Below are 17,869 nucleotides of genomic sequence, written 5' to 3'. Positions count from 1 at the left end.
AGCGCAACTCCGGATGCGCCACGCAGGAAGGTACGGCGGCTCAGAGGTTTCATTGTTTCTCCGGGACGATGACGGGGCGGTAGCGGAAGGCGTCGGTCTGCGTGAGCGCGACCAGGAGCTCGGACAGGCTGTAACCGCTGTCCTTGAACGCGAGCGAGAGCGACGCCATCGAGCAGCGATCGGCGTCGGTCTTGTCGCGACCGTAGAAGAAGCGGAAGTTTTGCAGCACGTAGCAGGCGCGCGCCTCCTCGCTCTGCGCGAGGCGCTGGCCCAGCTCGGCGGCGTTCGCCACAGGGCCGTTGACGTCGCGCGTGCTCGAGATGGCGCTCGAGGTGTCGATCGGCCTGCCGGCCTCGTCCGTGGTGCGGGGGCGGCCCACGGCGTCGAACGACTCGAACACAACGCCGATGGGATCCATCAGCGCGTGGCACCCCGCGCAGCTCGGCTCGGTGCGGTGGAGCTCGAGGCGCTCGCGCTGCGAGAGCCCCTCTCCGAGGCCCTCGAGATCGAGCTTCACGTCGTTGGGCGGCGCGGGCACGATCTGGCACAGGAGATCGGTGCGCACCTTGAGGCCGCGGCGGACGATCGAGGTGCGCGCCGCCTTGTCGCGCGTGAGCATCATGCCCTGGGTCAGCACGCCCGAGCGGCCAGGCATGTCGACCTTGACGAAATCGTCGCCGCTCACCCCGCTCACGCCGTAGTGCTGCGCGAGCGCGCCGTTCACGAAGCTGTAATCGGCGGCGAAGAGGTCGTCGAGCGAGCCGCTCGGGCTCGCGAGCAGGTCCTGCACGAACGCGCGCGTCTCCTCCCGCAGCAAGGCGGGCAGATCGCGCGAGAGGTCCGGATACACCTCCGGATCGCGGTTCATGCTGCCCAGCATGTCGGTGTCGAGCCACTGGTCGAAGTACTCGAGCAAGCGCTCGGCCCTGGGATCGGCCAGCATGCGCCGCACCTGGGCTTCGAGCTGCTCCGGCGCGCCGAGCTCGTCCGCCTCCGCCGCCCGCGTCAGCTCCTCGTCCGGCTGCGACTGCCAGACCAGGTACGAGAGCCGCGAGGCCATCTCGTGCGGCGTGGGCTCGGTGACGTCCCCCGTGCTCGCCTGGCCGAGCTCGACGCGATAGAGCACGTTCGGCGACTGCAGCATGCTGAAGACGACCCACTCGATGCCGTCGTCGAAGGTGTACCCGTCCGATCCTGCGGTGAAGCGCTCCTCGTAACTCTGGACCTCGGCTTCCGTGAGCGGCCGGCGGTACGCCCTGGCGCCGAAGGTGCGGATGAAGTCGCGCGCGCACTCGATCTCGCCGATCTCCTCCGGATCGCAGGAGACGAGGCCCGAAGCGTGGGCCGCGACAGCGGCGACCTCCTCCGCGGCGTCGAGGAACTTCTGCGCGACGAGCGAGCCGACGTTCAAGAAGCTCGCGTTGTTGCGGAAGCCGAGCGACTCGGACTCGTTGGGAAATGTGGCGACCACCTTGTCGACGGCGGAGGCCACGCCCGGGACGCCGGAAAAGAGATCCTTCACCGTGTTGGCGTACTCGTAATTGCTGAGACGGCGGAGCGGCGCCGTACCGGGCCTCGGCGTCTGGCAGAACGCCGAATCCAGCACGTCTTCCGGCGGCTCCACGATCCCAGGATCGTCCCCGCCGGGGCCCGTGCCAGACCCCGTGGACTGGCCGGGGCCGCCGATCTGGCCGTTGCAAGCCGCGACGAACGCGAGCAAGAGCGGCGCAGCATACCTGAGTTGTGAGCCGAAAAGCTCAAGAGGCCAGCGATGCGTGTGTTGCTCGGGGTTCACCGTGTTCTCCACGCCGCGCCCGAAGAAAGGCACGAGTTGGTGCGAGCGCCGACCACATGGATCGGCACCTGCACGGGTTCCCGACGCTGCGACTCAACAGCGCCGATTTGATATTATGTACCAGAACCTGTCCCGTCCGGCTCACGGCAGAGGTCGATTGCGAACACTTTTGTGCCCCAACGACCCACCAACCCACCCACTTTATCTACTGCCGTCGCGTTTTTGAACCTCGACGGTAGCTCCGCGCGGCGAGGCGCCGCACAGCACTGCCGAGAGCAGATAGTTCAACTATCAACGATTTTGACGCCTGGACGACGGAGTGGTCCGGGATCACCTCGGCGCGTCTCGCTGAGCGCCCGCGATCCCAGCGTCACGCCGCCGAGAGGCCTCCCCTCAGGCGATCACCTGTAGAAGCCGACATCGTCGATGTAGACGTCGAAATCCTCGCCTTGCACGAACCCGAACTCGATCGCGAAGAGCCCTGTGAGGTCGATGGCATCGGCCGTGGGTTCGGCGCCCTCGCCGCCGCGCGCGAACTGCTCGAAGGGGATCACGACCGGGGCCCACGCCGTGCCGAGGCGCGCGGTGGATGACCAGTCGTCGAAGCACGGATTGGCCACGTCCTCTCCCGATTCATCGCAGATCCCGCCCGCGGGATCCGAGGTCTTGTCCGTGATGTTGACCTTCATGGTCGTCGCCGCGCCCGCGTCGCCGAGCTTGGCCCAGAACACGATACCGCTGTACGCCGACGCGTCGTAGGCGAGCAGGCCCCCGTCGGGGCCGTTCAGGGCGAAGCCGAACCCGGCGCCCCACTCGGTGAAGCCCGATCCGAACGTGTGCATCGCCATCGTGCTCTCGCCGCGCGGCTCCGCGAGCGCCTCCGGGATGAACCCGACGGGATTCTCTTCCGAGTAGACCGGGGGAGTCTGCGTGCCCGTCCCATCATTGAAGCTGTACCAGTAGCCGACCCTGCCACCCGCCTCATCGATGGCGCTGTCGCCGTCTTCCATGTCGTCGATCAGCTCGACGTCGGTGGGGACGACCACCTCGCCCCCGCCCGCGCCCGCGCCCGCGCCGGCCTCACCACCCGCTCCGTCCACCAGGTGGTAGCCGTCGTCCAGCCCCACGAGCGTGGTGCATCCACCGGCTGTGAGCGTCCACGCCGCGCACATCCATGCTGCACGCCTCTTCGCCATATCTTTTCCTACCACCACCGCGTGGGCACGGTCCACCGCGGCCCCACCGCGCCCACGGCACCCCGGAGAGGAAGCGACGACCGCCGGTGTTGGACGGATCTGGCCTGCGGCGCTGAACGACACCCGGGACTTGCGGCGCAGCGCCGATCCGTGAGATCTTCCGTGCGTGAGGTCACCCAGAGCACCTGAATCGACAGACCTGGTCCGGCGGCTTCCGTTGACCAGCCGATCACTCGTTGGGCGGAGAGGAAGAAGAAGAGATTCACAGGGAGGCGGGGAGGCGGGGAGACGAGAGATGGGAATCCGACGTCATGGTCCCCATCCCTCGCCTCTCCATCTCGGTCTGCACAGTTCTCTCTCCTCCCCGTCTCCCCGCTTCCCTGTGTACTCTCTCTTGCTCTGCCTCCCGCCCAGCAAGCCGCTGGTGCCGACCACGCTGCGCGCGGCGGCACACCGGGAAGACGTCAGGTGGACGAAATGACGGTCGAAGACGCAAGGCGCGCCCTGGACGCCGCCCGCGAGGAGCTGTCGGCAGCAGCCGCTGCGCTCTCCTTAAAACGCGGAGACGGGGGATGGGCCCGTTACCAAGCTGCGCACGACAAGTGCATCTCGCTCGAGCGAGATCTCGCCCGCGCGACCGGGGAGGAGTGTGCCGTCGAGATCCCCTGGCAGCATCCTTGGAATGTCGGCGCCCCACTCCCGCATGTTTTCTCCTCGGGCTCCAGGACTCTCGTCGTCTACAACATGCGCGAACCTGACCCCGCGTGGGATGGCTCGTATGCGACCGTGGTCGATCGCACCAGCGCCGACCTGCGCCTGATCGCCATCGTCGAATTCGAGCAATGCCTCGCCCACAAGCTCGGTCCACCGAATGACGAGGTGCTCCACGGACATCCCCTGCACGGCCGCGGGCTGGTGGGGTATGCTGCGCACGTCGTCGAGAGGTCCCAATGGATCGCCGAGCTGATGAAGATCAACTCGGTTCACAGCGAGTACAATCCAGCGTGGTGGAAGCAGTATCGACACTACTTGCTTGCCTTCCACGACGAGACGTTCGAGTGCATCGCCCGGGGTCATTCACTCAAGCAGACGATGTCGTCGTTCCCCGAAGCGCTCCACTTGTGCACCAGGAGCATCCTGGCGTGACGTCGCCGCCCGACAAGCTGCTGAAGCAAGCGGCCGCGGCTTATAGCGGCACGTCGGGCAGATCTGGGTCACTCCCATGGCCATAGACTTCAGAGATTACGCCATGCTCGTGTCGCTCGACGCCCAGGGCCGCCTCGTTGACCGGTTCGAGCTGTTCATCCCGCTGGAGACGACACGCTCGTGCTTCTCACGCCCACCTGATTTCGACGACGGCTCGGTCGTCTCGTGGGGCGCGCTGACCCCGGAGGAGGCAGAAGACCTCGTCGCCCACGACGTCTATCCCGAGCATCGATCGGAGACCCTTGATCTCGTGCGAGAGCTCTTCGCGGCAGGCGCCTCGACCCGCGTGAGCCTCTTCTACGCCGACTCGAACCATGCCTACCGACCTTGACCTGCTCATCGTCGACCCGGACAGCGCTGCCGTTGTTTGTAGCCGCTCCCTCGGCGGCAACGTGACGCTCGAGCGCGCTCGACAGGTCCTCGGGCGGGAGCCTGCTACGCGGATGCCAGGCCTGGAAGCCTGGAGCGGCGTATCGCCCGATGAGCTCCGGCAGATCTCCAGCGCGAGCTACGCCCATGGCGCAGATCCAGCGGAGATCGACGTCATCGCGCAGCGCTTCCCATCCTCGAGGTATCTCTGGATCCTGGTGAGGGATTTCTAGCGCTGCCGTCGCGATACGGGCCTTGTGCCATACACGAGGAGCCCCATGGCGATGCCGCGGTTCGCCCTCGCGCACCGAGCGCTGCGCGTATTCCGGCGGTCGCGCGGCGTGACGAGGCAGAGGTTGCGGCAGAATTCTATCCTGGGCGTCCGAGGGTCCCGGCGACGATCGTGCACCGGACCAAATACGGACAATATGTAGTTCATGGAGTTCTGTCGATTTCCTCGGTGGCCGACGGTGAGCGGTTACAACCGTGAGGGGTGAGCGCTACACTGAGCTCAGCCCATATGCCCGTCGATGCCATCCGAATCGAAGAGCGCCTCTGGTCGAGCGCGTCGCCGCTCCGCAGGCAGGAGTGGCGCACGCTCACGACCGATATCGTCTCCGGCGAGCCGCCCTGGCCCTCGCGCGAGCCCTGCACCCTCGTCGCCGGTTGCGACGACAGAGACCTCCACTTCGTCTTCACCGGGAGCTCCCCCTCGGCGGACACCCTCGCCCTCCCCCGGGCGGAGGTCGCGCCCCTCGTGGGCGAGTACGTGGGCCTCATCCGAAAGCTCTCCGGGGGCGACCTCTACCCCGCCCACATCGAGCCCATCGATATGGCCAAGCGCGTCCTCCACGACGCCGGCGCAAGGCGGATGGGCGCCCTCCTCCCCGACCTGAGCCCGAGCTTCGAGACGCGCCGCCGCTTCTTCTCGCTCGTCGTCTCGCTCCTCGTCGACACCACGCAGCTCGGCCCGCTCCCAGCACATCACCACGATCCAAGGCGCGTGCGGTAGCCGGGCGTCCCCCAGAAACGACGGCGAGCAGCGGTCACCCGCACAGGAGACGGGCCCAGATCGGCGTTTTCGGCGCGGAAGCGCACTCCCGTGCGCTGAGCACCGAAAACGTCGAGGTGGGCCCGTATCCGCAGCGGGTTACCGCTGCTCGATCAGCGGGCGCCTAGGAAGTCTAGCTTGCCGATCTCGAGCCCGTTGTGGCGCAAGATCGCGTAGGCGGTCGTCACGTGGAAATAGAAGTTGGGCAGCACGAAGTTCAGCAGGTAAACCAGGCCCTTGAACTGCAGCGGCTGATCGCGCGTCGGGATGGTGACATCGCGATCCTCGGAGCCGTCGATCTGCTCGGGCCGGAGGCTGTTCAGGAACGCGACGGTCTTGGCGATGCGGGCCTGTAGCTCGTCGAAGCTGGCCTCGTTGTCGTCGTACTTCGGCACGTCCACGGCCGCCAGCCGCGCTCCACAGCCCTTGGCCGAGTCGGAGGCGATCTGCACCTGGCGCGTGAGCGAGAGCATGTCCGGGGCGAGGCGCGCGTCGAGCAGGACGCGCGGCTCGATCTTCTTCGCCTCGGCGTACGCGGCGGCCTTGGTGAGGATCACCGAGAGGTTGCCGAGCATCCTGACGAGCACCGGGACCGAGGCCTGATACATCGAGATCGTCATCTTCTCATCTCCTTGCTATCGCACGGTTCAGGCAGCGCGTTCCCCGCACGGCGCACGCGGCGCGGCGCGGCGCCGGCGCCCCCCCCGGCGGGGACGCGAGCAGGCGCGAACATAGGGCATCCTGCCCGCCAGGCAAGCACGCCCTCTCACGCAGGGGCCGCCCGCGCCCCCCGGGCGCCCGAGCACGGCGCTCGTTCACGGGGATCCTCGGACTCCAGCGCTGAGCACAAGCCCGCGGGGCGCTCCGCGTCATGACGCGCTCGTGAAGTAATGTAAAGGGCATTGACGAACAAGATCCGATGACGGGGTGCCGCGGCGAGCGGCTCGGCGCCGGGGAGGGAGCGCGACGGGAGCGCGCCGTGATGGCCCTCGACGGCCGCGGGGACGGCACGCTATAGGGGGCGCCGATGCGACACATCCTTTTCCTCAGCTTGTTCACGGCTGCGCTCGCGACCGCATGCGGCTCCTCGACGACCGATCCGGAGCCGACCGGGAGCGGCGGGTCGTCCGCCAGCTCGACGAGCGAAAGCTCGACGAGCGAAAGCTCGACGAGCGAAAGCTCGACGAGCGCCAGTTCGACGAGCGCCAGTTCGACGACCTCCAGCTCGGCCACGGGCGCGACCTGCGCTCCTGGCGAGACCATGTCCTGCACCTGTCACGCCGTCGGCGCGCCGGGCGTCGCGACGTGCCTCGCCGACGGCAGCGGCTACGGGCCGTGCATGGAGCAAGGCGGCGGCGCCTGCCGCTGTCCCCTCGGGCGCAGCGACGGCTGCTGCCCTGGCGACGGCATCTGCTGTGCGTGCGTGCAAGGCTGCGATCCGAACACCGATCCCCTGCAAGATCCCGAGACGGACGCGCTCATCGCCTGCGTCTGCGCGGCGGGCGTGTGCGCCGACGAGTGCGAGAGGGAGTGCGCCGGCCAGGGCATCGCGGCGGACTGCAGGGCGTGCGTGCAGCAGGCGGGCGCGGACGCGTGCAAGGCGGAGTACGAGGCCTGCGGCGGGACGTGAGCCCGCGCCGCGAATCGCGCGGCGCGCGATCAATGGCGGGGCGGGGGGCGGGGCCCGATTCCCCTCTTCCCGGCCGGCCCCGATTCCCACCTTCCCGCCCCCGGGCTCTCCTCTACACGCTCTCGGGCTCTGCCGCTCTCGCCTCCAGCAGCGCATCGATCCGCCGGAGCAGCTCCGCCGGATTGATCGGCTTCGGCAGCACGCGTCCCCCGTGGGCCGAGAGGAACCGCCTGCTCACCTCGCTCGTGCCCCCTCCGGTCATGAACAGCACCCGGTCGACGAGCGCCGGCAGCTCCGCCTCGAGCCACTCGTGGAGCTCTATCCCCGTGCCCTCCTGCATCACGATATCGCAGAGCACGACATCGAAGTTCGCGTCCAGCCGGAGCGTCCTCTGGGCCTCTCTGCCCGAGCGCGCGCAGACGACCTCGTGCGACGCCTCGAGGAGCCCGCGCAGCGCGCGAAGGAGGAGGGGCTCGTCGTCCACGATCAGGATCCGGGCGCGCCGCGCCGGCTCCTCATGCCGCGCGGGCGCGGGCGCGGGCGCGGGCGACGCGCGGCGAGGGGTGAGCTCGGCGCTCGCCCAGGCGGGCAGCCGGACGCGGACGCAGGTGCCGACGCCGGCCTCGCTGCTGACGCCGATGGTGCCGCCGCACGACTCCACGATGTTGCGGCAGATCGCGAGTCCGAGCCCAGTCCCCTCCCCCGCGCGCTTCGTGGTGAAGAACGGCTCGAACAGCCTGTGCATGTGCTCCTCGGGCACGCCGCAGCCGGAGTCCACGATCTCCGCGACGACCTCCCGGCCCTGATCGCGGGTCCGCACCTCGACGACGTTGTCGGCGACGCGCCCCTCCTGGATCGACTGCGCCGCGTTGATGAGCAGGTTGACGAACACCTGCGTCAGGCGCCCCTCCGCGCCGCTCACGGGCGCGACGGAGGCGAGCTCGCGCACGACCCGCGCGCGGTGCTTCATCTGGGAATGCACGATGTTGAGCGCGCTCTCGATCACCGCGTTGATGTCGGTCGGCCCGACCGCCTCGTTCGCCTCCGCGCGCGCGAACACCCCGAGATCCCCGACGATGTCCACCACCCGCGCGGCGCCCTGGCGGGCGTCCGCGAGCGGCTGGGCGAGGTGCTCGGTGGCGACGCCCTTGCCGGCCAGCCGCCGCACCTCGCGGGCGAGCAGCTCGAGGTTGGCCACCACGTACGCGAGAGGATTGTTGATCTCGTGGGCCACGCCCGCCGCGAGCTGGCCGACCGCGGCCAGCCGCTCGCTGCGCTCGAGCCGTGACCTCAGCTCCTCGGCCCGGCGCCGCCCGGTCACGTCGCGCAGGAGCGCCATGCGCGAGGGGCGCCCCTGCCAGTCCACGTCGACCCAGCGAACGTCGAGGACGACCTGCTGCCCTCCGATCTCCAGGCTCGTCTCGCCGGCGCAAAGCGCCGCCGGGCAGCCCCGCCCGGCGACGGGGCGCCCGTCGCCCAGCAGCGACTCCGCGGCGGGGTTCGCGAAGAGCACCGTCCCGGAGGGATCCAGCACGATCACCCCGTCGGCGCTCCGGGCGATGAGCTGGTGCAGGTTGGCCTCGTTCTCGCGGGCCTCGGCCATGGCCCGCGCGAGCTGCGTCAGGAGCTGCTGGCGGCTGACCGCATAGCGGATGGCTCGCCACAGCGTGTCCGCGTCGAGGCCCCGCTTCACGAGGTAATCCTGCACCGACGCGCCGAGCGCGCGCTCCGCGAGGCGGACGTCGTCGTGGCCCGTCAGCACCACGATGGGCACATGGGGGTCCACCGCCCGCACCCGCTCGACCACCTCGAGGCCCTCGCCATCGGGCAAGGAGAGGTCGAGGAGGACGACATCCCACCCCTCGTTCACGCGCGCGAGCCCTGCGGCGAGCGTCTCCTCGTGCGCGAGCTCGGCGCGCTGCCACGGCACGGCGTCGAGGTGGCTTTGCACGACGGAGGCCGCGATGGCGCTGTCCTCGATCAGCAGGAGGCGAAAGCAAGGCGCAGGCGGCGCCCGGCTGGGTTCAGCGGACATGGTGACCCCCTGAGAGCTAAGGAACGCCAACGCTTTCCCGGAATCAAGCGCCTCGCGCCCCCGCCGCCCTCGCCGCGCCGGCGGCTCGCAGCGCGGGCGGAGCGGGGATTGCCGCGCTCCTCCGCCGCGTACGACGCAACGCACCATTCAACGCACCATTCAACGCACCGTTCCGGCGTCCGCGGACCGGCCACGCCATCGGCGCTATCGTCGCCGGAAATGGAGTTCCTCCCCTTCCCGAAGATGCCGTGCCTCGGCGCGAGCGACGCTCCGACCTGGGTCGCGCTCGAGAAGATCCACGGCGCGCAGCTCGTGATCGGCGTGGACGCGGCCGGCGTCCATTTCGGCAAGCGCAAGGAGTGGCTCCGGGACGAGGACCCCTTCTTCGGCTGGCAGCTGCTCCGCGCGTCGCTGCGGGACGCCGCCCGCGCGGCGCACGCGGCGGTCGGCGCGGCGCGGCTCGTCCTCTACGGCGAGCTCTTCGGCGGCGGCTACCCGCATCCGGACGTGCCGTCGGGCGGCGTGAGCCCGGTGCAGACCGGGGTCTGGTACGCGCCCGACCTGCGGTGGGCGCCCTTCGAGCTGCGCGCGGTCGATGCCGGCGAGGACGCCTTCCTGGCCTGGAGCGAGGCGGCCCCGGTCGCCGCCGCGGCGGGGCTCATGATGCCCCCGCTGCTCGCCCGGGGGCGCAAGGCGGAGATCGCCGCCGTACCCGAGCGCTTCCCGTCGCGCGTCGCGTCCGCCCTGGGGCTGCCGCCCCTCGGCCCGGAGAACCTCGCGGAGGGGCTCGTGGCCAGGCCCGACGTCCGCATGCCGGCCGGGGCCTACATGGCCTTGAAGCGCAAGATCGCCGAGATGCGCGAGGACCGCTTCGACGAGAGCGCGCCGTGGGACCCGGAGCGCCCGGTCGACCTCGCCGCGCTGATCCGCTGGGGGGAGCGGCTCGTGAACGGCCCGCGCCTCGCGTCCGCCGCGTCGAAGGTGGGGCGCCACGATCGGGCGGCCGTCGACGAGGAGGCGGCCCTCGACGTGCTCGTGGACCTCGAGGCGGCGTTCCCCGGCGCGATGCGCGCCCTCTCGCCCGACGATGGCGAGGCGCTGGAGCGCGCCGTCAGGGCCGCGGTCGCGGGGCAGCCGCTCTCGACGTGAGCGGCGCTCGGACGTCTTTCGTACCGCGGCCGAGCACCCGCGCGCGAGCGACGCCGCCCCTTCGCTATCATCGCGCGATGCTGCCCCACCCGCCGCGCGTCGTTCGGCTCGTCCTCCTCACCACGAGCGGTGAGCTCCTGGGCGCGCTGCCGCCCTATCCGGTGGCGACGCCGTGGTGGCAGGACGCGCACGCCGTCGTCCAGGGTGCCCGCGAGCGCTTCGGCCTCCAGGTGACGGTCCTCCGGATGCTCGCCGCCGAGCTCCCGGCCCCCCAAGGCGGGGCGGTCACCTACCTCGCGGAGGCGGAGATCGACGCGCCGCCGCCCGGGGTCGAGCCCTGGCGCGGGGCGCTCGACGACCACCCGCTCCGGCAGCCGTGGGCGCGGCCGGGCGGGCCTGATGACGACCTCGCGTGGGCGGACGCCGTCCTGCGCGATCGGGGCCTCACGCGGACGGCGCCCGCCGAGCAGATGCGGTCGTGGAACCTCTCGAGCCTGTGGCGGCTCCGTGCTGGCGACCAGACGGTCTGGCTGAAGCACGTCCCTCCGTTCCTGGGGCACGAGGGGGCCGTGATCAGGCGGCTCGCGGGAGGGCCGGTGCCAGCCCTCCTCGGCCACGACGGCCGGCGGATCCTGATGCCCGAGATCCCGGGCGAGGATCTCTACGAGGCCGATCTGCCGGTCCGGGAGCGGTTGGTCTCGCTGCTTGTCGGGCTGCAGCGCGACGCCAGCCGGAAGGTCGACGAGCTCCTTTCGCTGGGGCTGCCGGACTGGCGTGCGCCGGCCATGACCCGGCTCATCGCGGACGTGGTGACCCGGACGCCCGACCTGTCCGCCGGCGATCGGGCGACCCTCGACAGCTTCGTCGATGGCCTCCCCGAGCGCTTCGCTCGCCTCGCCGAGGCCGGGCTGCCCGACACGCTGGTTCACGGCGACTTCCACGTCGGCAATGCCCGAGGCGACGCGACGTCGGCCGTGCTGCTGGACTGGGGCGACAGCGGCGTCGGGCATCCGCTGCTCGATCAGCCAGCGTTCCTCGACGGGGCCCCGCCCGGCGCGGTCGAGCCGCTCCGGAGCCTCTGGAGCCGCGCGTGGCGCGCCGCGATCCCGGGCTCCGACCCCGAGCGCGCCGCCGAGCTGCTCGCGCCCGTCGCAGCGGCCCGCCAGGCGATCATCTACCGCAAGTTCCTCGACAACATCGAGCCGTCGGAGCACCCCTACCACGCGAGAGATCCCGTGGCGTGGCTCGCGAGGACAGCGGCGGTGGTGCGCTCTCGGCGCACCCTCCCTTGACAACTTAGGACTCCTAAGTTAAATGAGGGTCATGGGTCGCTCGCTCCCGCTCTTCTTCGAGGAGAACTCCGAGCCGATCGATCGGCGCATCGCGGTCGGGCTTCGAAAGCTGGGGCTCGCGATGAAGCTGCAGGCGTGGGAGCAGGCGAACCACGAGGGCCTGTCGCCCACGCAGGGGCAGATCCTCGCGACCCTCTCGCTCGAGGGGCCGCTCAGCGGGAGCGAGCTCTCGCAGCGCCTGGGCGTCACGCTGGCGACCATCAGCGATTCGGTCCGGACGCTCGTGGACAAGGGAGCTGTCGTCAAGCGCCCGGACCCGCGCCACCCGCGGGCGAGCCTGATCGAGCTCACGCCGCACGGGCGCGCGCTCGCGCAGAAAGTAACGACGTTGCCCGACGCCATCGTGTCCGCGGTGGGCGCGCTCTCGGCGCTGGAGCAAGAGGCGTTCCTGGCTGGGGTCGTGAAGATCATCCGGTCCTTGCAGCTCAGCGGGCATATCCCGGTGAGCCGCATGTGCGTCACGTGCAAGTACTTCCGGCCGAACGCGCATGAAGGGGCGCTGCCCCACCACTGTGCTTTCGTCGACGCGCCGATGGCGGGCCGACACCTGAGGATCGATTGCGGCGAACACGAGCAGGCTGAAGAGCAGCAGCGCGAAGACGCGTGGAGGCGCTTCGTCCAGCCTGACTAGAACAACGATCACGTTGAAACCCGGAGAGTTTTCACAGGGAGGCGGGGAGGCGGGGAGGAAGAAAATAGAATGATTTTCTCGCTCTTGCTGTCTCTCGCTCCCCGCCTCCTCGCCTCCCTGTGAAATTTCTGCTTTTTCTCGTGGTTCAATGCGTTTGTCACTCTAGAGCGTTGCTCATCCCCGCGAGATGAGGGGATAGCTCTCCCGAGGCCTGTCACTGGCTCCTCGCTCCGGGCCTGCGCGCCCGCGACCTCGGAGCGCGGTCGGCACGCGCGCCGGCGCTGTCGCGAGGAATCGAGGCCGAGCTTCGGAGGAACAACCTACCGGCCAGTCGCCGTCGCGACGACCGGTTCGACGCCCCGAGCACGTCGCTCGGGGTGAGCGCGGGGTATTGCCCGCAGAAAGAGTGGACGATCATGACCATCCATGGATACACGGTTGGAACACACGCCGTCGCGACGTCCCCGGTTCTGCCCGCCGACTTCGAGGACATGAAGAAGAGCGCCCTCTTCGGGGAAGAAGACGTGAAGTACCTGCGCCTCTCGCACGACGTCGTGAAGGATCAGGTCGAGCAGATCCTCGATGTCTGGTACGGCTTCGTGGGCGCGAACCCGCACCTGCTCGCGTCCTTCACCGGCAAGGCCGACGGCAAGCCGCTCGGCGACTACCTCGGTGGGGTCCGCAAGCGCTTCGGCCAGTGGATCCTCGACACCGCGCGCGCGGAGTACGACCAGAAGTGGCTCGACTACCAGCACGAGATCGGCCTCCGCCACCACCGCATCAAGAAGAACAAGACGGACGGGGCGCCGTCGACCGACCTGGTGCCGTTTCGCAACCTCTTCGCGCTCATCTTCCCGGTGACGCTCACCCTGAAGCCGTTCCTCGCGAAGAAGGGCCACTCCGCCGAGGAGGTCGAGAAGATGCACGCGGCGTGGGTCAAATCCTGCCTGCTGCAGGTCACGCTGTGGAGCTACCCCTACGTGAAGGAGGGCGACTTCTGACGCGCTGACCGCCCTGCGCCGCTGCGCGTGCTCTGCGCCGCGCCTCGAGGCGCCCGGAGCCCCTCTGCGCGTCGGGCGCCGTACGGATGGGGTCTGTGGACGAGCACCCCATCGCCCGCTCGCTTGTGTGGTAGACAGGGGCGCGATTTCCTCGCTCAGCGTCCTTCGAGCGCGTGAGGAACGTGCGGGAACGCACGTGAGCTTGTGGGCGCGCTGCTACCCTGTCCTGCCGCGGTGGCGGAGAGGTTGAATGTGTCTCATCAAGCCAGGACAGGTCGCGCGGTCGGGGATTGACATCTCCGAGGCGTTCGGATCTCATCCTGGCGCATGATGCGCGAACAATTCGGACACGTCGGAGGGTCGGGCGCCAGGCCCAAGCTGGGTTTCATTCTTGGGCTCCTCCTCGTCGCGGCCTGCGGACAGAAGGTGCGAACGTTCGAGTCGTCGTCGAGCTCCAGCGACGTGGGGAGCGGCGGAGGCGGCGGTCATGCGGGCAGCGTCGGCAGCGCGACAGGCAGCGACGGGACAGGCGGCGACGGAGCGGGTGGCGGCGCGGCAGGCGGCGACGGGACAGGCGGCGACGGGACAGGCGGCGAAGCCCCCCCGCCCCACTGGGAACCGTTCGAGCGCGTCGGTCATGACGATCTCGCCAATCAGATCTCGAATTTCCTTCCGCAGGTCGCGGTCTCGGCCAACGGCGACGCGCTGCTCGTGTTTTATGATCAGTCCACCGTATGGGCGCGCCGCTATGTCAAGAAGAGCGACAGCTGGGACCCGCTGCTGCAGATCAACGACGCGGCCACGAGAGGCGTGAACGCCAGGGTCGCCATCGACGCCGAGGGCAACGGGGTGGTCGTCTGGTATTCGTCCTCGGTGGGCGGCGCCGTGTTCGGCAAGCGGTTCACGGCATCGCTCGGATGGCCCGCCGGGTGGGGCACGGTCGAGACGATCGCCGAGGGCACCTCGGGGGTCTCGAAACATTCGACGACGGTCGCGATGACCCCCGCCGGCCATATCGCCGTGGGGATCGACGTGAACACCACCGACACCTCGGCGCGTGAGGGCTACCTGGCCATTTACGAGGGCGGGCAGGGCTGGCAGACACCGGTGAAGGTGTCGGGGAGCACGACCAGCTGCAACGGCACGGCTGTCGGCGTCTCGACCGTGGGCACGACGCTGCGCGCGGTGGCGGCGTGGTACCAGTCGGACGGCGGGCGTCTCAACGTGCTGGGTAACGTGGTTACCTACGATCTGACGACGCACAAGGGCAGCGCGGCAGGCCCGAAGCCGCTGGAAGCGGATGACACGCTCGACCATTTGAGCCCGCGCGTCGTGATGGACGGCAACGGGAACGCGATGGTCGTCTTCCTCCAGCGCGACTCGACCTCCTCGGTGTCGCACGTGATCGCCAATTCTTATTCAGGCGGCGTGTGGGCCGGAGCCACCGGGGTGGATACCGCGGGGCAAAAAGCGTCTGACTACGCCGTCGCGATGAACGCGGAGGGTGAAGGGGGCGTTGTGTTCCGTCAGTGCGGCGCCGGCTGCGCGATCTGGGCGCGGCGCTTCTCGGGGACGACCTTCCAGCCGGCCGACAAGCTCTCGGCCGACGAAGATAGCGTGAGCGGTCCCGAGATCGCCGTGGATGGGGCCGGGCGCGGGCTCGCGGTGTGGACCCAGAAAGCCGCCGCCCTCCGGTCGATCTTTGCCAGCGAGCTCTCGCCCGCGCAGGGATGGACGGGGGCCCACGCGCTGGAGGACGACAACGCAGCCGAACACTGGGAGCCGACGGTGGGCTTCGGCCCGAACGGGACGGGGATCGCCGCGTGGGTGCGCGAGACGACGACGAACGAGGTCATGCGTCGCTCGATCTTCGCCGCTGTTTACAAATACTGAGGACGGCGCTGGGTGCCCGCTCCACCGACATCTGAGTCCAGGCGTCCACGGTCCTGGTGGGCCCTCAGCCGGGCTCCAAGAGCTTTCACGCGCTCATCTGCAGGCCGGCCCACGCGGAGAGGGGCTCAGGGCGGCGGCACGTTGATCAGGCGGGCCGCGCACCGGCCGCTCTGGCAGAGGCAGCCGCCGCCGCAATCCATTGTTCCGGGGCGACACTCCTGTGTGCACATCAGGCCTCGATCACACGTCGGCGCGGTGGCCTTCGCGATGCACGCGGCCGCGTGGCACGCGCACACGGGCACACAGTCTGCGTCGCTCTTGCACGGATCGCTGCCCACGACGATCCGCTCGCCCATCGGGGCGGCCGCCGGCGGCGCGGCGGGCTCTTCCGCCGGAGGCGCGATCGTGCCGGGAGGCGCGTTCGTGCCGGGAGGCGCGTTCGTGCCGGGAGGCGCGTTCATGCCGGGAGGCTCGTTCATGCCGGGAGGCTCGTGCGTGGACGCCCTGCACCCGGCGCCGCAGAGCCCCGCGGCCAGGATGACCCCCATCGACCCATCGAGGATGTGTCTCATGCGCGTGCTCTCTCACGGATCGCCGCGACGTTCCACCCTGCCCGCGAGCTCATCCTCGCCCAGGGCCGCCCCGGCGGGTCGAAAAAAAAATCGTCGGTCCCATGTCGAGCCGGCGCACCGAGCTCCGACATCCAGGCAAAGCGCGGTCGCGGTGACCGCGCCGCCCTCACCTCACCGCCGGGCCCGACCCCGGCCAGGAGCTCCGATCATGACCACCCCGCAGAAGATCAAGACGTGCCTCTGGTTCAGCAACAACGCCGAGGAGGCGGTGAAGTACTACCTGTCCGTCTTCAAGGGCTCACGGATCCTCTCGGAGCTCCGCTCGGGAGACGCGGGTCCGGGGCCCAAGGGCTCGCTCGTGATGGCCGAGTTCGAGCTGCACGGCCAGCGGCTCATGGTCCTGAACGGCGCCCACCAGAAGTTCAACGAGACGTTCTCGCTCGTCGTCACCTGCGAGACGCAGGAGGAGGTCGACGAGCTCTGGAGCAAGCTCACGGCCGACGGCGGCGCCGAGAGCCAGTGCGGGTGGCTCAAGGACAGGTTCGGCGTGTCCTGGCAGATCGTCCCGTCCGCCTTGATCCGGCTCATCCAGCACCCGGATCCGGCCAAGGCGGGGCGGGTCATGCAGGCGATGATGCAGATGAAGAAGATCGACATCGCGCGGATCGAGGAGGCCGCCCGATAGGCGCCCTCGTCCCGCCCGCCCGAGGTCCGGCGAGGGCTCGCCGGACCGCTCCCGCGAACAGAGAGGTCGCACCGCGCGCCGCCCCGGGCGAGCGGCGCCGCCGGGGCCGGCGAGATCAGGGCGCCGGGTTCGGGTACCGGGCGTGGATCTGCTCGATCTCTCCGAGAACCTCCGCGGCGAGCACCACGCCCGCGCTCTTCACGTTCTCCTCGAGCTGCTCGAGCGTTGTCGCCCCGAGGAGGGTGCTCGCCACGAACCATCGGCTGCGCACGAAGGCGAGCGCCAGCGACGCCGGGCTCAGGCCGTGGGCGCGCGCGAGCTTGACGTAGGCCTGCACCGCCTCGTCCACGTTGGGCTTCCTGTAGCGCTGGCCGAAGGTCTCGAACCGGGCGAAGCGCGAGCCCGGCGGCGGCCCGCCCAGGTGCTTGCCCGTGAGCAGGCCGAACGCGAGCGGGCTATAGGCGAGCAGCGGCACGTCCTCCCGGCGCGAGGCCTCCGCGAGCGCGGAGTCGAACGTGCGGTTGACGAGGCTGTAGGCGTTCTGGATCGACACCGGCCTGGGGAGCCCGAGCTGCGCCGCGACGCGGCTCCACTGCGCCACCCCCCAGGCGGTCTCGTTGCTGAGCCCGAAATACCGGACCTTGCCGTCGCGGATCACCTCCGCGAGCGCCGCGAGCTGCTCGGCGATCGGCGTGCTCGAGCGCTCGTTCGCCGGATCGTAGGCGCTCGCGCCGAACTGCGGCACGTACCGATCGGGCCAGTGGATCTGGTAGAGATCGATATAATCGGTCCTGAGGCGCCGCAGGCTGTCCTCGACCGCGCGCCGGACGTTGGCGCGGTTGATCGCGAGGGAGCCGCCGTGGACCCACGGGATCGGGCGGCCCGGCCCCGCGATCTTCGTCGCGACGATCACCTTGTCCCGCGGCCGCTGGCTCAGCCACTCGCCCACGTAGCTCTCCGTGCGCCCCTGCGTCTCGGCGCGGGTCGGCACCGGATACATCTCGGCCGCGTCGATGAAGTTGATGCCCGCGTCGAACGCGTAGTCGAGCTGCGCTCTGGCGTCCTCGAGCGTGTTCTGCTCGCCGAACGTCATCGTCCCAAGGCAGAGCTCCGAGACCCGGAGCTCGCTGTCACCCAGCTGTCGGTAGTGCATGGCTGTCCCGTCCGTTGATGCCCAGTACCACGGGGCAGCGCCGACGTCCACCATAACGGACGATATTTCTTTTATAACGGACCAGCACCTCTCCGCGCTCGACAGCGCCCGGAGACCTGGAGCTCGCCTCCGGCGGCGGGGGTCCCCGGTC

17 protein-coding genes are annotated in these 17,869 nt (G+C 69.7%); 11 read left to right on the top strand and 6 right to left on the bottom strand.

What is annotated here, in order from left to right; translation table 11 throughout:
* Positions 1 to 49: 49 nt before the first annotated feature.
* Positions 50 to 1,720: a DUF1592 domain-containing protein gene (locus WME95_RS04005; protein WP_437907083.1), complete on the bottom strand. Its 1,671-nt coding sequence runs from the start codon at positions 1,718 to 1,720 to the stop codon at positions 50 to 52.
* A gap of 476 nt (positions 1,721 to 2,196) precedes the next feature.
* The gene (locus WME95_RS04000; RefSeq protein ID WP_437907082.1) at positions 2,197 to 2,991 is read right to left on the bottom strand and encodes a hypothetical protein; all 795 of its coding nucleotides are present in this window, start codon (positions 2,989 to 2,991) and stop codon (positions 2,197 to 2,199) included.
* A gap of 477 nt (positions 2,992 to 3,468) precedes the next feature.
* Between WME95_RS04000 and WME95_RS03995 the strand changes: the two genes are divergently transcribed.
* The 4 genes from WME95_RS03995 to WME95_RS03980 all read left to right on the top strand — a co-directional run bounded on the left by WME95_RS03995 (position 3,469) and on the right by WME95_RS03980 (position 5,578).
* Positions 3,469 to 4,137 (top strand): hypothetical protein, encoded by a 669-nt coding sequence (locus WME95_RS03995; RefSeq protein ID WP_437907081.1) that lies wholly within the window; start codon positions 3,469 to 3,471, stop codon positions 4,135 to 4,137.
* 76 nt (positions 4,138 to 4,213) lie between these two features.
* Positions 4,214 to 4,528 (top strand): hypothetical protein, encoded by a 315-nt coding sequence (locus WME95_RS03990; RefSeq protein ID WP_437907080.1) that lies wholly within the window; start codon positions 4,214 to 4,216, stop codon positions 4,526 to 4,528.
* Positions 4,512 to 4,799: a hypothetical protein gene (locus WME95_RS03985; RefSeq protein ID WP_437907079.1), complete on the top strand. Its 288-nt coding sequence runs from the start codon at positions 4,512 to 4,514 to the stop codon at positions 4,797 to 4,799. The genes WME95_RS03990 and WME95_RS03985 overlap by 17 nt, the downstream gene beginning before the upstream one ends.
* Positions 4,800 to 5,086: 287 nt before the next feature.
* A complete protein-coding gene (locus WME95_RS03980) occupies positions 5,087 to 5,578 on the top strand; it encodes a UPF0262 family protein (protein WP_437907078.1) in 492 nt (163 codons plus the stop codon).
* A 152-nt stretch (positions 5,579 to 5,730) separates the two neighbouring features.
* Here WME95_RS03980 and WME95_RS03975 read toward each other — a convergent pair whose 3' ends face one another.
* Positions 5,731 to 6,237 (bottom strand): DUF1993 domain-containing protein, encoded by a 507-nt coding sequence (locus tag WME95_RS03975; RefSeq protein WP_437907077.1) that lies wholly within the window; start codon positions 6,235 to 6,237, stop codon positions 5,731 to 5,733.
* Positions 6,238 to 6,644: 407 nt separating this feature from the next.
* Between WME95_RS03975 and WME95_RS03970 the strand changes: the two genes are divergently transcribed.
* A complete protein-coding gene (locus WME95_RS03970) occupies positions 6,645 to 7,247 on the top strand; it encodes a hypothetical protein (protein ID WP_437907076.1) in 603 nt (200 codons plus the stop codon).
* Between the two features lie 112 nt (positions 7,248 to 7,359).
* Here the strand turns inward: WME95_RS03970 and WME95_RS03965 are convergent, their stop codons facing one another.
* A complete protein-coding gene (locus WME95_RS03965; protein WP_437907075.1) occupies positions 7,360 to 9,282 on the bottom strand; it encodes a response regulator in 1,923 nt (640 codons plus the stop codon).
* A gap of 219 nt (positions 9,283 to 9,501) precedes the next feature.
* Here WME95_RS03965 and WME95_RS03960 point away from each other — a divergent pair, with 219 nt between their 5' ends.
* The 5 genes from WME95_RS03960 to WME95_RS03940 all read left to right on the top strand — a co-directional run bounded on the left by WME95_RS03960 (position 9,502) and on the right by WME95_RS03940 (position 15,308).
* The gene (locus WME95_RS03960) at positions 9,502 to 10,431 is read left to right on the top strand and encodes an RNA ligase family protein (RefSeq protein ID WP_437907074.1); all 930 of its coding nucleotides are present in this window, start codon (positions 9,502 to 9,504) and stop codon (positions 10,429 to 10,431) included.
* A gap of 77 nt (positions 10,432 to 10,508) precedes the next feature.
* Entirely contained in the window at positions 10,509 to 11,723 is a 1,215-nt protein-coding gene (locus WME95_RS03955; RefSeq protein WP_437907073.1) for a phosphotransferase, read from the top strand.
* A 31-nt stretch (positions 11,724 to 11,754) separates the two neighbouring features.
* Positions 11,755 to 12,414: a MarR family winged helix-turn-helix transcriptional regulator gene (locus WME95_RS03950; protein WP_437907072.1), complete on the top strand. Its 660-nt coding sequence runs from the start codon at positions 11,755 to 11,757 to the stop codon at positions 12,412 to 12,414.
* 416 nt (positions 12,415 to 12,830) lie between these two features.
* Positions 12,831 to 13,415, top strand: a complete 585-nt coding sequence (locus tag WME95_RS03945; protein ID WP_437907071.1) for a protoglobin domain-containing protein — start codon at positions 12,831 to 12,833, stop codon at positions 13,413 to 13,415.
* A gap of 327 nt (positions 13,416 to 13,742) precedes the next feature.
* The gene (locus WME95_RS03940) at positions 13,743 to 15,308 is read left to right on the top strand and encodes a hypothetical protein (RefSeq protein WP_437907070.1); all 1,566 of its coding nucleotides are present in this window, start codon (positions 13,743 to 13,745) and stop codon (positions 15,306 to 15,308) included.
* Positions 15,309 to 15,433: 125 nt separating this feature from the next.
* Here WME95_RS03940 and WME95_RS03935 read toward each other — a convergent pair whose 3' ends face one another.
* The gene (locus WME95_RS03935) at positions 15,434 to 15,880 is read right to left on the bottom strand and encodes a hypothetical protein (RefSeq protein ID WP_437907069.1); all 447 of its coding nucleotides are present in this window, start codon (positions 15,878 to 15,880) and stop codon (positions 15,434 to 15,436) included.
* A gap of 208 nt (positions 15,881 to 16,088) precedes the next feature.
* On the opposite strand from WME95_RS03935, the gene WME95_RS03930 reads away from it, so the two are divergent.
* Positions 16,089 to 16,565, top strand: coding sequence for a VOC family protein (locus tag WME95_RS03930; RefSeq protein ID WP_437907068.1), 477 nt, complete (start codon positions 16,089 to 16,091; stop codon positions 16,563 to 16,565).
* A 115-nt stretch (positions 16,566 to 16,680) separates the two neighbouring features.
* On the opposite strand, the gene WME95_RS03925 is transcribed toward WME95_RS03930, so the two are convergent.
* Positions 16,681 to 17,718, bottom strand: a complete 1,038-nt coding sequence (locus WME95_RS03925; protein WP_437907067.1) for an NADP(H)-dependent aldo-keto reductase — start codon at positions 17,716 to 17,718, stop codon at positions 16,681 to 16,683.
* Positions 17,719 to 17,869 lie beyond the last annotated feature (151 nt).

The organism is Sorangium sp. So ce327, from assembly GCF_051530205.1.
Classification (GTDB): domain Bacteria; phylum Myxococcota_A; class Polyangia; order Polyangiales; family Polyangiaceae; genus Sorangium; species Sorangium cellulosum_B.
The sequence above is the reverse complement of the archived record's forward strand: the minus strand, read 5'-3'. Positions and strand labels throughout refer to the sequence as shown.